18 protein-coding genes are annotated in these 18,901 nt (G+C 68.8%); 8 read left to right on the top strand and 10 right to left on the bottom strand.

The annotated features are described in order from the left end of the window. Window positions 1–47: 47 nt before the first annotated feature. Window positions 48–3,803 carry a vitamin B12-dependent ribonucleotide reductase gene (locus tag MHA02_RS15605; protein WP_147080269.1) on the bottom strand — a complete coding sequence of 1,252 codons (3,756 nt, stop codon included), beginning with the start codon at window positions 3,801–3,803 and terminating at the stop codon, window positions 48–50. Window positions 3,804–4,351: 548 nt separating this feature from the next. On the opposite strand from MHA02_RS15605, the gene MHA02_RS15600 reads away from it, so the two are divergent. Then, a complete protein-coding gene (locus MHA02_RS15600) occupies window positions 4,352–4,768 on the top strand; it encodes an NADH:ubiquinone oxidoreductase subunit NDUFA12 (protein ID WP_147080267.1) in 417 nt (138 codons plus the stop codon). Between the two features lie 114 nt (window positions 4,769–4,882). Then, on the top strand, window positions 4,883–5,542 hold the full coding sequence (locus MHA02_RS15595) for a DUF2155 domain-containing protein (RefSeq protein WP_147080265.1): 660 nt from the start codon (window positions 4,883–4,885) through the stop codon (window positions 5,540–5,542). An 18-nt stretch (window positions 5,543–5,560) separates the two neighbouring features. Here MHA02_RS15595 and MHA02_RS15590 read toward each other — a convergent pair whose 3' ends face one another. After that, the gene (locus MHA02_RS15590) at window positions 5,561–6,034 is read right to left on the bottom strand and encodes a DUF4188 domain-containing protein (RefSeq protein WP_147080263.1); all 474 of its coding nucleotides are present in this window, start codon (window positions 6,032–6,034) and stop codon (window positions 5,561–5,563) included. Window positions 6,035–6,072: 38 nt separating this feature from the next. On the opposite strand from MHA02_RS15590, the gene MHA02_RS15585 reads away from it, so the two are divergent. Further along, complete coding sequence (locus MHA02_RS15585) at window positions 6,073–6,672, top strand: TetR/AcrR family transcriptional regulator (RefSeq protein WP_238180125.1); 600 nt, start codon at window positions 6,073–6,075, stop codon at window positions 6,670–6,672. Between the two features lie 11 nt (window positions 6,673–6,683). Here the strand turns inward: MHA02_RS15585 and aat are convergent, their stop codons facing one another. Genes aat through MHA02_RS15570 form a run of 3 tightly spaced genes read right to left on the bottom strand, consistent with a single transcriptional unit; the run spans window position 6,684 to window position 9,851 of the window. Beyond that, complete coding sequence (aat, locus tag MHA02_RS15580; protein WP_147080259.1) at window positions 6,684–7,346, bottom strand: leucyl/phenylalanyl-tRNA--protein transferase; 663 nt, start codon at window positions 7,344–7,346, stop codon at window positions 6,684–6,686. 46 nt (window positions 7,347–7,392) lie between these two features. Beyond that, window positions 7,393–8,406 (bottom strand): YcjF family protein, encoded by a 1,014-nt coding sequence (locus tag MHA02_RS15575; protein ID WP_147080257.1) that lies wholly within the window; start codon window positions 8,404–8,406, stop codon window positions 7,393–7,395. After that, window positions 8,403–9,851, bottom strand: a complete 1,449-nt coding sequence (locus MHA02_RS15570; protein WP_147080255.1) for a YcjX family GTP-binding protein — start codon at window positions 9,849–9,851, stop codon at window positions 8,403–8,405. The genes MHA02_RS15575 and MHA02_RS15570 overlap by 4 nt, the downstream gene beginning before the upstream one ends. Before the next feature lie 239 nt (window positions 9,852–10,090). Between MHA02_RS15570 and MHA02_RS15565 the strand changes: the two genes are divergently transcribed. Beyond that, window positions 10,091–10,300, top strand: coding sequence for a hypothetical protein (locus tag MHA02_RS15565; protein ID WP_147080253.1), 210 nt, complete (start codon window positions 10,091–10,093; stop codon window positions 10,298–10,300). Between the two features lie 170 nt (window positions 10,301–10,470). On the opposite strand, the gene MHA02_RS15560 is transcribed toward MHA02_RS15565, so the two are convergent. The 4 genes from MHA02_RS15560 to MHA02_RS15545 form a co-directional block, all read right to left on the bottom strand. Continuing rightward, window positions 10,471–11,748, bottom strand: coding sequence for a serine/threonine-protein kinase (locus MHA02_RS15560; RefSeq protein WP_147080251.1), 1,278 nt, complete (start codon window positions 11,746–11,748; stop codon window positions 10,471–10,473). Window positions 11,749–11,921: 173 nt separating this feature from the next. Further along, window positions 11,922–14,087 carry a putative bifunctional diguanylate cyclase/phosphodiesterase gene (locus tag MHA02_RS15555; RefSeq protein WP_147080249.1) on the bottom strand — a complete coding sequence of 722 codons (2,166 nt, stop codon included), beginning with the start codon at window positions 14,085–14,087 and terminating at the stop codon, window positions 11,922–11,924. A 393-nt stretch (window positions 14,088–14,480) separates the two neighbouring features. Then, the gene (locus MHA02_RS15550; protein WP_147080247.1) at window positions 14,481–15,014 is read right to left on the bottom strand and encodes a SixA phosphatase family protein; all 534 of its coding nucleotides are present in this window, start codon (window positions 15,012–15,014) and stop codon (window positions 14,481–14,483) included. Continuing rightward, window positions 15,011–15,991: an aldo/keto reductase gene (locus tag MHA02_RS15545; RefSeq protein WP_147080245.1), complete on the bottom strand. Its 981-nt coding sequence runs from the start codon at window positions 15,989–15,991 to the stop codon at window positions 15,011–15,013. The genes MHA02_RS15550 and MHA02_RS15545 overlap by 4 nt, the downstream gene beginning before the upstream one ends. A gap of 107 nt (window positions 15,992–16,098) precedes the next feature. Here MHA02_RS15545 and MHA02_RS15540 point away from each other — a divergent pair, with 107 nt between their 5' ends. Continuing rightward, on the top strand, window positions 16,099–16,779 hold the full coding sequence (locus MHA02_RS15540) for a CatB-related O-acetyltransferase (RefSeq protein ID WP_147080243.1): 681 nt from the start codon (window positions 16,099–16,101) through the stop codon (window positions 16,777–16,779). Further along, complete coding sequence (locus MHA02_RS15535) at window positions 16,772–17,218, top strand: beta/alpha barrel domain-containing protein (protein WP_147080241.1); 447 nt, start codon at window positions 16,772–16,774, stop codon at window positions 17,216–17,218. The genes MHA02_RS15540 and MHA02_RS15535 overlap by 8 nt, the downstream gene beginning before the upstream one ends. On the opposite strand, the gene MHA02_RS15530 is transcribed toward MHA02_RS15535, so the two are convergent. Beyond that, window positions 17,164–18,123 carry a helix-turn-helix domain-containing protein gene (locus MHA02_RS15530; protein ID WP_147080239.1) on the bottom strand — a complete coding sequence of 320 codons (960 nt, stop codon included), beginning with the start codon at window positions 18,121–18,123 and terminating at the stop codon, window positions 17,164–17,166. The genes MHA02_RS15535 and MHA02_RS15530 overlap by 55 nt on opposite strands. A 189-nt stretch (window positions 18,124–18,312) precedes the next feature. Here MHA02_RS15530 and MHA02_RS15525 point away from each other — a divergent pair, with 189 nt between their 5' ends. Beyond that, window positions 18,313–18,492, top strand: coding sequence for a Ros/MucR family transcriptional regulator (locus tag MHA02_RS15525; protein WP_147080237.1), 180 nt, complete (start codon window positions 18,313–18,315; stop codon window positions 18,490–18,492). A gap of 43 nt (window positions 18,493–18,535) precedes the next feature. Next, on the top strand, window positions 18,536–18,877 hold the full coding sequence (locus MHA02_RS15520; protein WP_147080235.1) for a hypothetical protein: 342 nt from the start codon (window positions 18,536–18,538) through the stop codon (window positions 18,875–18,877). The last annotated feature ends 24 nt before the right edge of the window (window positions 18,878–18,901 follow it).

Below are 18,901 nucleotides of genomic sequence, written 5' to 3'. Positions count from 1 at the left end.
ATTTCAGACCATTTTATGCCTCATCTTACACGACTATGGACACCCGATCACGAGCACCCGGTCGTGCTGCCGCAGGTATCGCACTTCAGGCAGGTCCCGTTCCGCACGAGGGTGAAGTTCGCACATTCGGGGCAGGCCTCGCCGACATAGCCCTTCATCTTGGCCTCGGCGCGGCGGTCGGCGGCGGTGCGCTCGGCCTTGGCCAGGGCAGGGCTGGCCAAGGCAGGGCTAGCGAAGGGAAGTGCGTCGACGAGGGCTTCCGTCTTGCCGGCGAGGACAGGATCGAGCTTCAGCGCCGTCGCGCCCCGCATGGCATGGACCGTGCCGCCGGCAGGGGCGCTCTGGCCCGCGGAGGCCGAAGCGACGCCGGTGACGGCGCCCGCCGGGCCGCCATGGATCAGGGTGAGCCGATCGGCCGAGCCGCGCAGCAGGCCGCGGGAGACCACGCTGGAGGCGGCGGGGCCGGGCTTGCCCGCCTCGCGGGTGGTGTCGCTCTCGCCGCCGCCGAGCACGGTTGAGCCGATCTCGGACGGGTTGACGTGGGCGAGGTCGGAGCGGCCGAGATACGAGATCGCGAGTTCGCGGAACACGTAGTCGAGCAGCGAGGTCGCGTTCTTGATCGCGTCGTTGCCCTGCACGAAGCCCGAGGGGTCGAAGCGGGTGAAGGTGAAGGCCTCGACGTATTCCTCGAGCGGCACGCCGTACTGGAGGCCGAGCGAGATCGCGATGGCGAAGTTGTTCATCAGGCTTCGGAAGGCGGCGCCCTCCTTGTGCATGTCGATGAAGATCTCGCCGAGCCGCCCGTCGTCGTACTCGCCGGTGCGCAGATAGACCTTATGGCCGCCGACCACCGCCTTCTGGGTATAGCCCTTGCGCCGGTCGGGCATCTTCTCGCGCGAGCGGATGTGCTCGATGCGTTCGATGACACGCTCGACGATCCGCTCCGCGGCGATCGTGGCCTTGGCCGCCGCCGGAGCCTGGATCAGGGCCTCGACGGCATCCTCCTCGTCGTCCTCGTCGGCGATGAGCGCCGAGTTCAGCGGCTGCGAGAGCTTGGAGCCGTCGCGGTAGAGGGCGTTGGCCTTGAGGGCCAGGGTCCAGGACAGGCGGTAGGCCGCCTTGCAATCCTCGACGGTGGCGTCGTTCGGCATGTTGATGGTCTTGGAGATCGCCCCCGAGATGAAGGGCTGCGCCGCCGCCATCATGCGGATGTGGCTGTCGACCGACAGGTAGCGCTTGCCGGTGCGGCCGCACGGGTTGGCGCAGTCGAACACCGAATAGTGCTCGAGCTTGAGGAACGGCGCACCCTCCAGCGTCATCGCACCGCAGATGTGGATGTTGGCCGCCTCGATGTCCTTCTTGGAGTAGCCGAGGAACGGCAGCAGCTCGAAGGTCGGATCCGTCAGCTTCTCGGCCGGCACCTTGAGGGTGTCCCGCAAAAAGTCGTCGCCGAGGTTCCAGCGGTTGAAAACGAACTTAATGTCGAAGGCCGATTTCAGGCCGTCCTCAATCGCCTTGATCTTGTCGTCGGTGAAGCCTCTGGCGCGCAGCGAGCCGGGGTTGATCGCTGGCGCCTGGCCCATGGAGCCGTGGCCGACGGCATAGGCCTCGATCTCGGCGATCTCGCTCTCGCGATAGCCGAGGGAGCGGAGCGCATCGGGGGCAGCCCGGTTGATGATCTTGAAGTAGCCGCCGCCGGCCAGCTTCTTGAACTTCACCAGGGCGAAGTCGGGCTCGATGCCCGTCGTGTCGCAATCCATGACGAGGCCGATCGTGCCGGTGGGCGCGATGACGGTTGCCTGGGCGTTGCGGTAGCCGTGGGCCTCGCCGAGCGACAGCGCGCGGTCCCAGGCCGCACGGGCATGGTCGCCGAGGTCGGCCTGCGGGATGTTGGCGTGGTCGAGCGGGACGGGCGCGATCGAGAGGAACTCGTAGCCGGCTGCCTCGCCATGCGCCGCGCGGCGATGGTTGCGGATGACCTTGAGCATCGCGTCGGCATTGTCCTCGTAGGCCGCGAACGGCCCGAGCTCGGCCGCGATCTCGGCGGAGGTGGCGTAACTGATGCCGGTCATGATCGCGGTGAGCGCGCCGGCCAGCGCCCGGCCCTTATCCGAGTCGTAGCCCAGCCCCATGGTCATCAGCAGGCCGCCGATATTGGCGTAGCCGAGGCCGAGCGTCCGGTACCGGTAGGACAGCTCTGCGATCTCTTTCGACGGAAACTGCGCCATCATCACCGAGATTTCGAGCACCACCGTCCAGAGGCGGTTGAGGTGCTCGAACGCCTCCACGTCGAAGCGCTTCGAGGCGCGGTCGTACATCGTCAGCAGGTTGGCCGAGGCCAGGTTGCAGGCGGTGTCGTCGAGGAACATGTACTCGGAGCACGGGTTCGAGGCCCGGATCCGGCCGCCCGACGGGCAGGTGTGCCAGTCGTTCATCGTGGTGTTGAAGTGCAGCCCCGGATCGGCCGACTGCCAGGCCGCCTCGCCGATCTTCTCCCAGAGGTGGCGGGCGCGCACCGGCTTGGTCTTGGTGGAGTTGCGCTCCTTGAGCAGCCACTCACCATCCGCATCGACCGCACGCAAAAAGTCGTCCGTCAGCGAGACGGAGTTGTTGGAGTTCTGGCCGGCGACCGTGAGGTAGGCTTCCGAATCCCAGTCGGTGTCGTAGACGGGGAAGTCGATCTTGGTGAAGCCCTGCTTCGCGAACTGCACGACGCGCTTGGTGTAGGCGTCGGGCACCATCGCCTTGCGGGCGGCCTTGATCTCGCGCTTGAGGGCCGGGTTGCGCTCGGGATCGAAGCAGGCATCGTCGGAGGCCTCGCACTGGGTGCAGGCCTTCATCACCGCGGTGAGGTGCTTCGACACGACCTTGGAGCCGGTGACGAGGGCGGCGACCTTCTGCTCCTCCTTCACCTTCCAGTCGATGAAGGCCTCGATGTCCGGATGGTCGATGTCGACGATCACCATCTTGGCCGCGCGCCGGGTCGTACCGCCGGACTTGATCGCGCCGGCCGCCCGATCGCCGATCTTGAGGAAGCTCATCAGGCCGGACGACTTGCCGCCGCCGCCGAGCTTTTCGTTCTCACCGCGCAGCATTGAGAAGTTCGAGCCGGTGCCGGAGCCGTACTTGAACAGGCGCGCCTCACGCACCCACAGGTCCATGATGCCGCCCTCGTTCACGAGGTCGTCCTGGACGCCCTGGATGAAGCAGGCATGCGGCTGCGGGTGCTCGTAGGACGAGGCCGACTTCGTCAGTTCGCCGGTGCGGTAGTCGCAGTAATAATGGCCCTGGCTCGGGCCATCGATGCCATAGGCCCAGTGCAGGCCGGTGTTGAACCATTGCGGCGAGTTCGGCGCGACCATCTGGCGTGCGAGCATGAAGCGCAGCTCGTCCATGAACGCGGCGGCATCCTCCTCGGAGGTGAAGTAGCCGCCCTTCCAGCCCCAGTAGGTCCAGCAGCCGGCCAGCCGGTCGAACACCTGCGTGGACGAGATCTCGGAGCCGACGCGCTCGGCCTCGGGCAACGCGGCCAGGGCCGCCTCGTCGGCGACGGAGCGCCAGAGGAAGGAGGGAACGGAATTCTCCTCGACCTTCCTCAGGCGCGCGGGGACGCCGGCCTTGCGAAAATACTTCTGCGCCAGCACGTCGGCGGCGACTTGGCTCCAGCTCTCAGGCACCGAGATGCCGTCGAGCCGGAACACGACGGAGCCGTCGGGATTGCGGATCTCGCTCACCGCCTCGCGGAACGGAATCGTCGCGTAGGGCGACTGGCCTGCCGTGGTGTAGCGCCGCTCGAACCGCATGAATCGCTTCTCCCTGGGCGCGCGGGGCGCGCCCCGCCGACGACCCCGTCGGCATGGCTTGAACAAGAGACAATCGCCCGACCGGACGACGGATTCGGCAGCAAATGCAGGGCTTTGCCGAACCGCGTCGCGACATGCGGGCGGGGGGTGCGTACCCCACTCCGCGCCGTCCGAAGCGCTGACCGAACCCTACTGCTGGGGCACGCGGCTCGTCAACAACTGGTGTTTCGCCGGCTGGTTGCCCCAAGATGTAGTGTTTTGCGCATCAAAATCTGTGGAAAACCCCGGCGTCGCGCTAAGTGCCGATCCGGCCTCGCCGATTGTCCGGCACTAAATTTTTGCTCCACAGGCGCCCCCCTGCGACGACCCGTCGGATGGCGCGATCGGACCGCCTGGATGTGGCGGACGTGTCGCACATGCGACGGTTGCCGGGGCGAGGATCGGGTGCCGTCGCCGTGTCCCTGGGCCGTCCGCCCGCTGGACTTGGACAGGTGGCCCGCTCATAAGAGCGCCGCGGATGGCCGCCCCGTGACCGCGACCGAGGAACCATGGCCCTCAAGGACACGCTGCTTCGGATCTTCACCTGGTGGAACGGGCAGACCGTCTCGCTAGCGCTCATGACCGCGCGCAGCGGCCAGTTCGTCGGCGCGGACGATTTCGGCAACAAGTACTACAAGGCGCTCGGCCCGTTGATCGACCGCTCGGTCGGCCCCGAGCGGCGCTGGGTGGTCTATAACGGCTATGCCGACGCCTCGAAGGTGCCCCCCGGCTGGCGCGGCTGGCTCTGCCACAACGGCGACGTCCCCCCGAGCGAGGAGGACTATCACCCCCGCGAGTGGCAGAAGCCCCATGTCGAGAACATGACCGGCACCGCCGAGGCCTACCGGCCCAAGGGCTCGCAGCTCAATCGGGGATCGCGGGCGGCCGCGACCGGCGACTACGTTCCGTGGTCGCCAGGGGAGTAGCCACCGCCGCCCCCGGCTGAGCCGCCCTTTTTCCACCACCCTTCCCGTGTCCAAAGCGCCCATGCCGGCGCAGCTCCGGCCTCACGCCCAGCACAGTCTCGAGAGGGGCGCGCCTTGAGCCGCAGATCCGCACGCTTCCTTCGCCCGGCCGCCCTGACGGCGCTGGCGCTCGGCCTCGCTGCGAGTCCCGCGCAGGCTGACAAGATCAAGAACCCGACAGCTGTGTTCTCAGGCCTCGACAAGATTACCGGCCGGATCGTGTCCTTCGAGGTCGCCGTCGACGAGACCGTTCAGTTCGGCGCGCTGCAGCTGACGCCGCGGGTCTGCTACTCGCGCCCGCCCACCGAGACGCCGAAGACCACGGCCTTCCTCGAAGTCGACGAGGTCACCCTCGACAACAAGTACCGGCGCATCTTCACGGGCTGGATGTTCGCCTCGAGCCCCGGCCTCCACGCCATCGAGCATCCGATCTACGACGTCTGGCTCGTCGATTGTAAGGGCGGCACCGACGTGATCGCCGAGCTCAAGGAGCAGGAGGACACCCCGGCGCTCGCCTCGCGCACCGACAAGAAGAAGCGCGACAAGGCGGGCGATGCGACCAAGGCCACGGCCCAGGTCAACCAGCAGGGCCAGGTCGACGTCGAGGGCCCACGCGGCGTACCGGTGCAGCCGAAGCAGAAGCCCTCGCGCAAATTCTTCCCGACGAACGAGGGCCCGGGTCCGGCCCCGCCCCCGCAGCGCGAAGAGACGATCTTCGACCGGATCTTTCGCTGACCCGGCCCACAGTGCCGCTCACACGGCGATCCGGCCCCGCGCACTCATGAACGGGCCGACCGGCGCGCGCGCGGCGGCGAACGAACCGAGTCCGATCGGCTTCGGCATCCCGAGATAGATCGCCTCCATGCCGCCGGACCGGCGATAGGTCTCGTGCCAGAAGCCGGAGCCGGCAGGGTCCTTCGCAAAGCTGCTCCACCATCCCTTGTGCGGTTCGGAGCGCGTGAACGCCTCCAGGCTCTCGAAATCCCGCCAGTACTGCCGCATGCCGACATGGTTGAGGGCATAGAGCACGCTCTCATGCGCCAGCAGCCCGTCGGGTTTTTCGCGGGTCAGGTCGCCGAGCTTGCGGCCGATCCCGAGCAGCGCCTTGAGGCCGCGCCAGGTCGTCACCCGGAAGCCGAGATAGACCACCACGAGGTCGGGATAGCCGCTGAGATCGACGGAGACTCGTCCACCGCCCCGCGTCGTCGAAGTCGTTTCCGCTTGCATGGACGGAGCCTCCTGCTGACACTGTCAACATAGGCCGGATGATTACAGTGTCAACATCTCTCGCGAAGCCGTCGGGCTACCACCACGGCGACCTGCGCGAGGCCCTCGTCGCGGCGGGCCTCGCGATCCTGGAGGAGGGCGGCGATCCCAAGGCCCTGTCGCTGCGGGAAGCGGCGCGGCGGGCTGGGGTCTCGGCCATGGCGCCCTACCGCCACTTCGCGGACAAGGAGGCGCTGCTGGCCGCCGTCGCCGCGGTGGGGTTCGGGCGGCTGCGCGAGGCGCTTCTAGCGGCGGACGGACGCGGCAGCGGCCGTGAGGCGCTGGTCGGCCAGGGCGTCGCCTACGTCGCCTTCGCCTGTGCCAACCCGGCGCTGTTCCGGCTGATGTTCGGCTCGGCCCCCTGCCCCCGGGACGGGGACCTCGACGCAGCGTCCCGGTCCTCCTTCGCCGTCCTGACAGAGCGCGTCGCCGCCCTGGTGCCGCCGGCCGAGGCGGCCGATTGGGCGCTGCATTGCTGGGCGACGGTGCACGGGCTCGCTGCCCTCTCGATCGATGGGCAGTTCGGCGGATCGGGCGAGAACCCCGAGGCGATGGCCCGCCGGGTGCTGAGCCTGTCGGCGCTGCCCTCCGAGTGCTGATCGGCCCGTACTCAATCCAGCGCCGCCAGGGCCTCCGCCCCGCTGACACCCCGGTCGCAGGGCCAGACCGCCCAGTCGGCTTCGCCCGCCACCGCCGCATTCAGGCGGCGCTTGTAGACGTGGCGCGGCACCTCCTCGACGCCGAACTGTCCGAGGTGGTCGGTCAGGAACTGGGTGTCGGCCAGCTGATAGCCGCCGGCGCGCAGGCGGGCGACGAGGTGGACGAGGGCGACCTTCGAGGCGTCGCGGACCTCGTGGAACATGCTCTCGCCGAAGAAGGCCGCCCCCAGCGAGACGCCGTAGAGGCCGCCGACCAGCCGGCCCTCGCTGTAGACCTCGACCGTGTGGCAGTTTCCGGCATCGAACAGCGCGCCGTACAGGCCGCGGATGCGGGCATTGATCCAGGTCCGTGCGGTGTCGCGCCGGGGCGCGGCGCATCCCGAGATCACCGCATCGAAATCGCGGTTCGAGACGACCTCGAACACCTCCGAGCGCACGGTGCGGGCGAGCCGCCTGGGCACGTGGAAGCGGTCGAGCGGAAGTACGCCGCGGGCACGGGGCTCGACCCAGTAGATCGTCGGATCGTCGGCATCCTCGGCCATCGGAAAGATGCCGGCGGCATAGGCCTTCAGCAGGATCTCGGGCGTGATGTCGACAGGTGTCCGATCGTGCATGGCCCGTTGTCGCGCGAGTGGCGTCCGAGTGCCAGGGGGAAGCGCGTCACGCCGTGTCGTCCTGCCGCGCCCGCAGCAGCTCCCCGGCAACGTCGTTGACCGTCGGCGGGCTCTCGCGGGTGAAGGGCAGCGGCCGGCAGACGGCCATCGCCGCGAGGCCGAAGCGGGCGGTCATCAGGCCGTTCAGGATGCCCTCCCCGAGCTTCGCCGAGACGCGGGCGGCGAGGCCGAGACCGAGCACCTGCTGGATCACCCCCTCCCCCACCGCCATGCCGCCGGTGACGGTGAGATGGGCGAAGGCAGCCCGCGCCAGCCGCAGGAAGCCGAGGAAGCCGGGTCGCCCGCCGTAGATCGCCGCGATCCGGCGCAGCAGGCGCACGGCCGCGAACACCACGAAGGCGACATCGACGATGGCGCGCGGCGAGAGCGCCGTCACCGCCGAAACCTGCTTGGCGGATTGGGCGATGGCATTCTTCGCCCGCGCGTCGAGGGGGGCGAGCAACTCGCGCTCGGCGATGCCGATGCGGTCGTCGACATCGAGGATGGCATCGCCGAGCGCGTCGAGGCGGGCGCGGCCTTCGGCCAGCGCCGGGCGGTCACTGTAGAAGGCGCGCAGATCCTTCACGACCCCCTGTGCTGCCGTGTGATCCCGCGTCGCCAGCGCCTCCATGGCGGTGGCGCGCAACACCTCGATCTTGCGCTCGCGCCAAACCCCGGCGATTTCGCGGGCGACGATGGCGGTCAGCGCGATCAGCGCCAGGGCCAGCAGCGCCAGCGCGACCCAGCCGAGCCAGGGTGCGGCGGCAAAGAGATCGACAATCAAACGTTCGATCGACAGGCCGACCGCGATCGAGACGAGGCCGCCGAGCGCCGCGAAGAGCAGGCTAGCCCAAGGTGCCCGGCGCTTGGGCGCCACCGGCACCACGACGCCGTCGGCGGCCTCGACGATCTCGAAGGGCTCTTCGACCAGCCGGATTTTTTCGGCCGTCGCCGTCGGGGCGTCGGCAGTCTCGACAGCGTCGACGCTGGGGATCCGGAAGGCACGGGGGCGTTGGCTCATGACAGGCGATCCCCGATCAGAAACTGCATTGCCCGATCGAGCCGGATCATCGGCAGATCGCCCGGCCGGCCGAGCGCATCCGGCTTGAGCACCGGCGGCCGGAAGCGCGGAAAGCGCAGCGATCCCGGCGGCACCGCGCCCTCGAGCACGGCTTCAGCGCTCGCCGGCAGCTCACCGGGAAACACCGCGGCTTCGGTCGAACCATCAAAAATATCGTCGCCGACCTGCTCGCCGGTCTCCGGCGTGCCGGAGACGGCACGCAGCACGAGGTCGCCGTCATGCACCGTGGTCTCGCGCGTGGCCCGCACCGAGGCCAGGGCTACAGTGCCGACCCGGGCGCCGGCGGCCTCCGTCCGGCGCATCGCACGGGCCACGAGGAGGCGCAGCAGTGCGTCTAGGCGGTCGTGGCTGGTCTGATGGAGGTGGTCGGCCTTGGTGGCGGCAAACAGGATCTTGTCCGCTCGCGGCGCGAAAAAGTACGAAAACAGCGTGTTGCGGCCGATGCGGAATGACAGCAGTACAGCGTCGATCGCCTCCTCCAGTTCGGCCAGAGCCGCCGGCCCGGCATCGACGGCGGAGAGCACGTCGACGAGGACGATCTGCCGATCCACACGTTGAAAGTGATCGCGAAAAAACGGCACCACGACCTTGGCCTTGTAGGCCTCGAAGCGGCGCTCCATCAGCGCGGCGAGGCTGTCGGGCCTGATGCTTTCGCCGAGTCGATCGAGCGGTGCGAAGGTGAGCATCGGCGAACCGGCGAGGTCACCGGGCATCAGGAAGCGCCCGGGGGGCGTCGTCGCGACGGCTTCGGGCCCGGCGCGGAGCGCCGCGAGATAGGCCTTGAAGGCATCCGCCGCGCGCTCGGCAACCAACTCGTCGAGCGGCCCGTCGGGGTCGAGCCCCTTCAGCGTGTCGAGCCAGGGCGCGGCCATCGCCGCCCGCCCCGCCCGGCGGGTGCCGAGGATGGTGGCGCGCGACCAGCCGACATAGCTCTGTTCGATCAACGCCAGATCGAGCAGCCACTCGCCGGGATAGTCCACCACGTCGAGGTTCAAGGTGCCGGGGCCGGTGCGCCAGCCGCCGGTGCGCTCATACTCGATGGCCAGCCGAAACTGGCTGATCCGGTCCGTGGAGCGCGGCCAGCGCCGCTCCCCGGTCAGCGCCGAAAAATGCTCCTCGAAGGGGAAGCGCGGCACGTCGTCGTCCGGCTGCGGCACGAGCCGGGCGCGGCGCAGGCGCCCCTCCTGCGCGGGCGTGAAGGCCGGCAGCTGGTGGCCCTCGACGAGGTGGTGGATCAGCGCGGTGGTGAACACCGTCTTGCCCGAGCGCGCCAGCCCGGTGACGCCGAGGCGCAACGTCGGCTGGATCAGGAGATCGCTGGAGGCTTCGGCAAACGCCTTGATCGCGGAGCCGGCTTGCGCGGCGAAGTCGGACAGAGGCGGCAAGGACGGGCTCGGGCGCGCTGGAACGGGAGGATGGCGACGGTTGAGGTGGCGCGCGGGCGGGTGTGGTGCAAGGCTGTCGCCCGGAACTGCGCTGGTTTCCTGCGGCACCCGTGAGGTTGAGATCAGGGTGCGGGCAGGGACTTTTGCGAACCTTCCCGCACGTCGGTTGCTCCGACGATTGACGCCGCGCCCGCGTACCGCACAAGTCGCGGCACAGGGCACACACCCAGGGCAATCGATTGAACATTCTGCTGACCATCGTCGCGATCATCTCGCTCATCGGAGGCCTCGTGGCCTCCTTCGTGATCCAGAGCGACATCCGCGTCGAGATCGTCGCCACCTGCTGGATCGGAGGATTTCTGCTGATGGGGATCGCGCGCATCTTGATGCGGCTGCAGCGGATCGAGGGCTTGCTGGCGGGTCGCTCGCCCGAAGACTTGAGCGAATGAAGCGATGGCGCGCAGCCGTCGGATCGACCTGTGCTCGACGATCGGCCGAACGATTTTTATCACCGCATCAGCGTTCGCACCGCTGGAACGCAGCAGATTTGACGATGGCGTCGTTTGAATGCTCGTTCGACATGGGCCGAAGGGAATGGTCCGGGTCGTAGGCCCCGATCTCAGTTCGCCGCCGAAGCCGCCGCCCCCGTAAAGCCCCGCTCCAGCCGTCCGATCGCCGCCGCGATCAGCGCCGGGGTCGCCCGCAGCGAGCCGAGTTCCACCGCGGACATCGCCAGCATTACCGGGGCGAGGCGAGCGGTCGGCGTGCCGTCGGCGGTGAACAGGCCGAGGTCGTCCTCCGGCTTGAGCCCGACGCTGGTGGCGATCCGGTCGGCATAGGCGCGGATGCGAGTCTCGTCGGTGCTGCAGAACGGTGCCGGCACGCGCAGGTCGAGCAGGCTGCCGGCAGGCAAGCCCGCCACGATCGAGGGCAGGTTCGCCGACTCGGCCACCAGCCGATCCGAGGCGAGCAATGCGGACGGGTTGTCCGCGCCGCGCACGGGCGCGGGGACCGGGCGCACGGCCGCAGGCGGCGTATCGAGGGGGAACCGGGGCGGCAGCGCGAGTCCGCTCGCCGCCGCAAGTCCCCGGATCGGCTGAGCCGCCTCGGGCCTCGTCTTCACGGACGGTGACGGTCCGATCCCGGCCGCGATGTCGGCGACGGGCTTCGGCGCGGCGATGCGGGCGACCCGTCCCGGATGTCCGGCGAGGCGCGCCCGGGCCGACCAGGGCTGCACCCGCAAATCGCCACCCGCACGCGCGGCGGCACGGCGCGGTGCGCCGCCGCGCGCATGCCCGGCGAGGAAGCGGGCACGCAGGGTCCGTCCGAGGCCGCGCGGCGCCAGGGCCGTCGAGACCCGCGGGCCGGACGCAAGCCGCGTGGCGCCGGCCGGCGGCGATACGGCCGCGGGGCCGCCGCCGCATTCCGCCGGAGCCCAGCGCCGCACGACGGCCAGCGCCGTGCGGCGGCCGAACTCGCGATAGTAGCGGCGCAGCAGGCTCGCAGCGGCGTCGGCCCCATCGGCCGCGGTGGCGAAGCCGGTATGGCCCTCGCCGTCGCCGCCGAGTTCCCCGCGCCAGCGGGCCTGCTTGATGCACCAGTAGTTGTTGAGCTTGACGCAGCGCGCGACGAAGCCCGGCTCCGCGCTCGCGTATTTCACGACGAGCGCGAGGGAGGCCGGCATCAGCGACGCCCCAGCCTCGTCGCGCCAGTTCGACACCGCCCGCGCCGTTGCGCTGAAATACGGCAGCGCCGGCGCCGGCGCCGGCGGGTTCGCGTCGAGCGTCGACCGCAGCGGCGGCCGCTCGAAGGGAGCGAGCCGCGCCCGCGCGGCCTCAACACCCGCATCGAGGCGCGGCAGGACCGTCGTCAGGGCGAGGAGCGCTTCGAGAAGCACGGATGGGATCTCGGTGGGTTCGAACTTGACGTTCGTAGCACAACGGCCGCGCGCATGCGCGGTCCACCGCTTGATCCGCACTCCGGCACAGGACAGGCCGAGAACGGGCGGGCGATCGACTCGACGGCTGCCGCGAGCCGGATCACGTTGCCGCGATCGGGCGCGGCTCCAGGTCAAGCCACCCGCCTGAGTCCGATGGCGGCCGTCGGCGCGGCGTGGATGAAGGTCGATTGGAATTCATCGGCGGGGATCGGCCGGCTGAACAGATAGCCCTGGCCCTCCGCACAGCCCTTCTTCCGCAGCCGGCGGAGTTGGTCCTCTGTCTCGATGCCCTCTGCGATCACGTCGAGCCCGAAGCTCTTGGCGAGTTGCAGGATCGCGCGGATGACGGGCACGTCCGGGGCATCGTTCATCTTGCGCACGAAGGACCGGTCGATCTTCAGCCGGTTGAGCGGGAAATCCTCCAGCATGCTCAGCGAGGCATAGCCCGTCCCGAAGTCGTCGAAGGCGATGCCGATGCCCTGTGCGCGCAGTTCGCGCAGGGCCGCGGTGCAGGCGCCCTCGTGGGCGAGCACCACGGTCTCGGTGATCTCGAGCTCCAGGTTCTCGGCCGGGAGGCCGGTGGCCGCGAGCGTGTCCATGGTGAAAGCGGAGATCTCGCCGGAATGCAGGCGCACCGCACAGGCGTTGACGCCCATCCGGAACTGTCGGTCGGTGAACGGCAGCCAGGCGGCGGCCTGCGTGCAGGCGGTGCGCAGGACCCAGTCGTTGACGGTGACCGCATGCCGGCTCGACAGCAGGGCCGGCAGGAAGGCGCCCGGCTGCAGAAGCCCGTGCTCCGGGTGCTGCCAACGGATCAGGGCTTCGGCTCCGACGAGGGCCCCATCCTTCAGCCGGACCTGCGGTTGATAGTGGAGGACGAACTCGTCTCGCTCGATGGCGCGATGGAACTCGTGGACGAAGCGCTGGCGCTCGGACACCACCGCCCGGAGCGACGGCGTGTAGAGACGCTGCCGGTGCCGGCCTTCCGCCTTCGCCTTGTAGACCGCGAGATCGGCACAGAGGAGCAGATCGTCGATGGTCTCGGCTTGGGCAGGGGCAAGGGCGATGCCGACGCTGGCGCCGATCCGTACCGTCCGGTCATTGATCAGCAGCGGCTCCTCCATCGCCGCCACGATGCGATCGGCCACGTCCCCGGCCTTCGACGCATCGCCGCAACCCGGCAGGATGACCACGAACTCGTCGCCACCGATGCGCGTGACGATATCGGTGGCCCGGATGCTCTCGACGAGGCGGGCGGCGGCTTCCCGCAGCACCTCGTCGCCGGCCGCGTGGCCGATCGTGTCGTTCACGTCTTTGAAGCCGTCGAGGTCGACGAGCAGCACCCCTACGGCGCCGCCCCGCATCGCCGCCCCTAGCTGCGCGCGCATCGCGGCCCGGTTCGGCAGCCCGGTCAGCCCGTCGCAATGGGCGAGCCGGTGAAGCGCCTGCTCCTTCTCCCGGCGCCCCGAGGTGTCGCGCAGGACCATACCGTGAAACGTCTCCTCATCTTCGCGCCAGCGGGACACGGAGATTTCCATGTGTCGCACGACCCCGCTCCGGTTCACGAGGTCGATTTCCCGAACCTCCCCCAGAACCACGTCGATCCATGCCCGGAATCCCGCGGCTGCCCGATCGCCCTCGGGAAGCAGGTCTGTGATCCGCAGATGCCGGGCTTCCTCGGCCGTGTAGCCGAGCAGCCGCTCGGCCGCGCCGTTCCAATGCAGCACGTGCCCATCCCCGTCGGCGATCGTCATCCCGTCCGGGCAAGCCTCGCTCAGGCGCTTGAAGCGGGCGCGCTCCCTGTCGGCGCCCGCCTTCAGGCTGCGCAGCTCCAGCATTTCGCCGGCGATCGTCGCGTAACGCTGCAGCATCTGGCGCTGGAGCTCGGTGAAGCCGGCGTGTGGGACGGTGTCGATGACGCAGAAGGTACCGATCGCCTGGCCTTCGATGTACAGGGGCACGCCGGCATAGAAGCGGATATGCGGCTCGCCCCGCACGAGAGGATTGTCGCGCCAGCGTGGATCGCGACCCGCGTCGAGAACCACCAGGGGCGCGTCGCATGCGATGGTTTGCGAGCAGAACGAGATGCTCCGCTCCGTCGCCTCGGCACCGATTCCGACCTTCGCGAAGTAGGTCTGGTCGTCCCGGCCGACCAGCGAGATCGTCGCGATCGGCATCCCGAAGGCGCCGGATGCGGCGCTGACCAGGCTCAGGAAGGTCTCGTCCGCGGCTGCGGCGAGCAGGCCGGTTCTGACCAGCGCGGCCAGCCTTCGTGTCTCGCCGGTGGAAGGAGGCATATTCTCGGCCCTGTTTGCGGCGGACTCTACGAAGCACCGATAGCAGTCATTCCTAACGACATCCTCAAAGTCACAGCGTTCGTCGTGCGACAGAAAGTCATCGGTTACTATGGAGCAAGCAAAAATCACCTTAGGTTGCGCATGCGAGCCGGATCGATTGACTGTTTCTAGGCACGATATGCATATCACCAAATGTTAGATCGACACAATGAACGATCTTTGGCCAACTATACTCGTAATGATTGATCGGGCTCGCTCTCCATGCCCGGCGCGAGTAAAGTTTGTGAGTTGCGCCTCGGTCGCACATCGATGTTTGTCGTGTACTCGACCGATGCGCGCTGTCGCTGGAGAGCGCGCCATGGCTCCTTCACCCCAGCGGCGGACGCCGGACTGTCAGCGCTCGCCGGCCTCCGCCAACATCCGCGGCGTCACGTAGCGCTCCAGCCGCCCCCCTCCCCGGCCGACACCGCTCCAGCCCGCGACCGGGAGATCGATCACCGCGAGCCCGGCCGTCGGAAATTTCTCCCGGAGGCTTTGGCGCGCGGTCGCGTCGCCGCTGCGGGCGAGAAGCAGCGCGAGGTCCTGGAAGCCCGGATTGTGTCCGATCACCAGGAGGTTGCGGGCGGCATCGGGCGCGGAGCGTACGGCGTCGAGGATACGGCTGGGGGAGGCTTCGTAGATCATCGGCACGGTCTCGGCCTCGATCGCCGGAAGCGCGCCGCGCACCAAGTCCCAGGTTTCCGCCGTGCGCCGGGCCGGCGAGACCATCACGTGGTCGGGCAGAAGCCCCTCCGCCGCGAGATAGGCCCCCATGCGCGGCGCGGCGGCGCGGCCGCGGGCATTGAGCGGGCGGTCGATGTCGGCAACGCCCGCGGGCCAAGCGGATTTGGCGTGGCGCAGCAGGATGAGGCGGCGGGAGGGAGTCACGAGAAACCGACGGGGGCGTGCGGGACGTAAGGCGCTTCGAGCGCGGCGATCTCGTCGTCCGTGAGGCGCAGGTCGAGGGCCGCCACCGCGTCGTCGAGATGCTGCGGCTTCGAGGCGCCGACGATCGGCGCGGTGACGACCGGCTTCGACAAGACCCAGGCGAGCGCCACCTGCGCGCGCGGGACGCCGCGCTCCGCCGCCACCTTCGCCACGGCCTCGACCACGCGGCGGTCGGCCTCCGCGGTGGCGTCGTAGAGGCCCTTGCCGACGGCGTCCGTCTCCTGCCGGGGGGAGCCTGCGTCCCAGTCCCGCGTCAGCCGCCCGCGGGCGAGCGGGCTCCAGGGCAGCACGGCGATGCCCTGGTCGGCGCAGAGCGGCAGCATCTCGCGCTCCTCCTCGCGGTGGAGCAGGTTGTAGTGGTCCTGCATGGTCGAAAAGCGCGTCCAGCCGTTGAGATCGGCGGTGTAGAGCGCCTTCGAAAACTGCCAGGCGAACATCGAGGAGGCGCCGATATACCGGGCCTTGCCCGCCTTCACGACGTCGTGCAGCGCCTCCAGCGTCACTTCGATTGGCGTGGCGGGGTCCCAGCGGTGGATCTGGTAGAGATCGACGCAATCGGTGCCGAGGCGCTTCAGCGAGGCGTCGATCGCGGAAAAGATCGCCTTGCGCGAGAGGCCGCCGGCATTGGGCCGGTCCTTCAGCGGATAGAACACCTTGGTGGCGATCACGATCTCGTCGCGCACCGCAAGGTCCTTGAGCGCCCGGCCGACGATCTCTTCGCTGGTGCCGTCGGAATAATAGTTGGCCGTGTCGAAGAAGTTGAAGCCGAGATCGAGCGCCCTCTTCAGGAGCGGCCGGCTGTCCGCCTCGCGCAACGTCCAGGAATGGGGGCCGCGCTCGGGGATGCCATAGGTCATGCACCCGAGGCAGAGCGCCGAGACGTCGAGGCCCGTGCGGCCGAGCTTTCTGGTTTTCATGGTGCGCGTGCTCCGGGTTTCCGGGGTGCCGTTTCGCGTCACGACATAGAGCGGCCGGAAAGCCCTCCCACATCGGGGCGCCCCTGACCTCTGCGAATGAGGACGCCATGCCGCACGATCCGCGCTTCGGCCCCGATCCGGATCTTCTGCATCCGCTCTCCGGTCATCGCCGGGTGACCTTCGTCAAGAATCTCGCCCTGCCCGATACCGTCTCGGTCGGCGCCTACACCTATTACGACGACCCGGCCGGGCCGAACGCCTTCCTCGACAACATCCTCTACCACTTCCCATTTCTCGGCGACCGGCTGGTGATCGGGCGCTTCTGCGCCATCGCCGCCGGTACACGCTTCCTGATGAACGGCGGCAACCACCGCATGAGCGGCCCCTCGACCTATCCGTTCCCGATCTTCGGCGGCGGCTGGACCGGATGCTTTCCCGGCGAGCTGGATTTTCCGAATCGCGGCGACACGGTCGTCGGCAACGACGTCTGGTTCGGCATGGGCGCCACGGTGATGCCGGGCGTGACCATCGGCGACGGCGCCGTGATCGGTACGCTCGCCGTCGTGGCCCAGGACGTGCCGCCCTATGCGATCGTCGCCGGCAACCCGGCCCGGATCGTCCGTCGGCGTTTGAGCGAGACTGAGGCCGCGCGGATGCAGGCGATCGCTTGGTGGGACTGGGAGCCCGAACGCATCACCCATGCGCTGCCCGCGATCAGCGGTGGCGACGTGGATGCGCTGGAGGCCGTGGCGCGCACCGGTTCGAACTGGGTTGCCTCGCATGGGTGACGCCGGAGCTTGGTTCCCGCGCGCGGGTTCGCCCCTCGCGGCCGAGTTCGGTGCGCGCACCATCGAGATGAAGCTGCCCACCGATCACATCGAGCGGGGCGCTGCGCGAAAGGTCTACGAGAAGGCCGGCGTGCCGAGCGGCAGCGCGCGGCCGAAGCACGTGCTGCAATGCGCCTTCGACGGGCGCCGCATCTCGATCGTTTCCGGTGGCGGGGCGGCCGAGGATGCGCCCTTCCTCGACGACAGCCGTGCGATCCAGACCGGCGGTGGGTCCGGATCGACGATCGGGCACAACGCTTTCCGGCGCTCGAAGGCGGAAGCGCTCGATCTGCTGGGGCAGGTGGCGGAGATCTGTGCCGGCAGGACGGGGTTAGCGCGCGGAGGCTATGGCGGGCTGCCGAAGGCGCGGCGCCTGTGGTCGCTCGGCGTCATCCCATAGCGATCCCTGAACCGGCGCGCGAAATGCGCCTGGCTGACGAAGCCGCAGCCATAGGCGAGTTCGCCGATCGACATGTGGCTGCGGCCGGGTTCCGCGAGCCACAGGGCGGCACGTTCGAGCCGGCACCGCCAGATCCAGTCGGACACGCACTGGCCGCGCTCCTGGAACAGCGCCTGCAGACGACGCAGCGACACGCCGAGGGCAGCGGCCAGCGCACCGGGATCGAGCATCGGATCGCCGAGATGCGCCTGGATGTGAGCCTTGGCCCGCTGCACGACGACGGTGCCGTACAGGGGTTTCGGCACGTCGCGGGCCAGGCGGTCCGCGATGCTGGCCACCAGGAGGTCGATGCCGACCGAAGCCATGCGATCGGCGCTGTCGGGAGCGAGGCGGTCCTGGACGCGGACCAGTTCCTCGAAGAAGGTCCTGACCAGAGACGCGCTGGCGAGCTCCGATCCGATCGTCAGCGCCGCATAGGAGCGCGCGCAGCCCAGCGCGCTTTCGAGGCGGGCGCGCGGCACCTCCAGGAGGTAGGACCGGCTGCCGGCGCTGGACGAGAGCACGGTCGGCCGGCGATCGATCACGACGATATCGCCCCGGCGCTGCACGGAGTCCCGGCCGTCCTGCGCCGTGGTCGAGACACCGGCGAGCTTGATCGTCACGGTCAGTGTGTCGTGCTTGTGGTGCCGGCGGATGGTCGCCGGTGTCGCCTCGGTCCGCAGCGCGCTCTGCGATACGCGCGAGATCAGCAGGGAGCCGACATCGGCGGTTTCGATCTTCCCGTCGAAGGGAATTTCCCCCAACGCCGATTGCTCGACGGGTACGATCCGGTCGAAGACCACCTCGCTCCAGCGGCGAAACTTGTTTTTCGCGTGAATATTCTCGGTTGAGAACAGTGTTCTCATCGCTCTTCACAGATCCGATTCTTGACTTCGCGCTCGCAGTCAAGCGATCGCGCGTGTCCAGTCAAGCAGGAAGCGGGCTCGGAGCTATACTTTAGGCGACGTCGGATGCCGCGCCGCTGCGGCAGCAACATGTGCAGCCTTACCATGCCGAGACCAAGCCGCCGCCCACAAAATCGGATCGCGCTCACCGTGGCGATCACCCGCGCCTATGTCTTGCACAACGCGATAACGGCGCGCGAGCTGTCCGCCCTTATCTTGCACGTACATTCCGCACTGGCAGGTGCTCATCCGATGGTGGCCGATACGGCAGAATACACGGATGCCCGCCTGCGCGGATCGCCGGCTCGATCGCGCCGGATCTCCTGGTGAGCGTCATGCACCGCTCCTCGATTGCACGCTGCGGGTGGGACGCTTGACCTCGGAGGATCACCGGCCCGGCCGATCGGAGAACGACAGGGCCCTCCGGATCGTACAGCGCATCGCCGACGCACTCGGCATCCCCGCCGAAGCGTTTCTGGCCAATGCGGCGCCTGGTTCGTGGTCGGAGCCGACAGCCCGCGTCGGCGACGACATGGCAGAACGAGAGCCTGGAGCTGCGGAGGAGTACCGTTCCCGCACGCTTCCCGCCCCGGCCACGAAGAACCCGGACCGCGAATGGCAGGCGGCCGAGATGCAGGCGCTGTTCGACCGTGTCTTCGAACTGGCCGAGCGTGAAGCCTGCCTATCCTTCGTGCGTGCCCGTGGCGTCGGCTGAAACAGCAAAGCGCGCCGTCCGCCG

The organism is Methylobacterium haplocladii (genome assembly GCF_007992175.1).
GTDB classification, from domain to species: Bacteria; Pseudomonadota; Alphaproteobacteria; order Rhizobiales; family Beijerinckiaceae; genus Methylobacterium; species Methylobacterium haplocladii.
The sequence above is the reverse complement of the archived record's forward strand: the minus strand, read 5'-3'. Positions and strand labels throughout refer to the sequence as shown.

What these genes read in the sequence shown, in the direction of transcription:
- MHA02_RS15545 (WP_147080245.1), bottom strand. Translation starts at nt 15,991, where the DNA reads ATGAAAACCAGAAAGCTCGGCCGCACGGGCCTCGACGTCTCGGCGCTC.
- MHA02_RS15535 (WP_147080241.1), top strand. Translation starts at nt 16,772, where the DNA reads ATGGGTGACGCCGGAGCTTGGTTCCCGCGCGCGGGTTCGCCCCTCGCG.
- MHA02_RS15575 (WP_147080257.1), bottom strand. Translation starts at nt 8,406, where the DNA reads ATGAGCCAACGCCCCCGTGCCTTCCGGATCCCCAGCGTCGACGCTGTC.
- MHA02_RS15530 (WP_147080239.1), bottom strand. Translation starts at nt 18,123, where the DNA reads ATGAGAACACTGTTCTCAACCGAGAATATTCACGCGAAAAACAAGTTT.
- MHA02_RS15555 (WP_147080249.1), bottom strand. Translation starts at nt 14,087, where the DNA reads ATGCCTCCTTCCACCGGCGAGACACGAAGGCTGGCCGCGCTGGTCAGA.
- MHA02_RS15600 (WP_147080267.1), top strand. Translation starts at nt 4,352, where the DNA reads ATGGCCCTCAAGGACACGCTGCTTCGGATCTTCACCTGGTGGAACGGG.
- MHA02_RS15540 (WP_147080243.1), top strand. Translation starts at nt 16,099, where the DNA reads ATGCCGCACGATCCGCGCTTCGGCCCCGATCCGGATCTTCTGCATCCG.
- MHA02_RS15590 (WP_147080263.1), bottom strand. Translation starts at nt 6,034, where the DNA reads ATGCAAGCGGAAACGACTTCGACGACGCGGGGCGGTGGACGAGTCTCC.
- MHA02_RS15585 (WP_238180125.1), top strand. Translation starts at nt 6,073, where the DNA reads ATGATTACAGTGTCAACATCTCTCGCGAAGCCGTCGGGCTACCACCAC.
- aat (WP_147080259.1), bottom strand. Translation starts at nt 7,346, where the DNA reads ATGCACGATCGGACACCTGTCGACATCACGCCCGAGATCCTGCTGAAG.
- MHA02_RS15605 (WP_147080269.1), bottom strand. Translation starts at nt 3,803, where the DNA reads ATGCGGTTCGAGCGGCGCTACACCACGGCAGGCCAGTCGCCCTACGCG.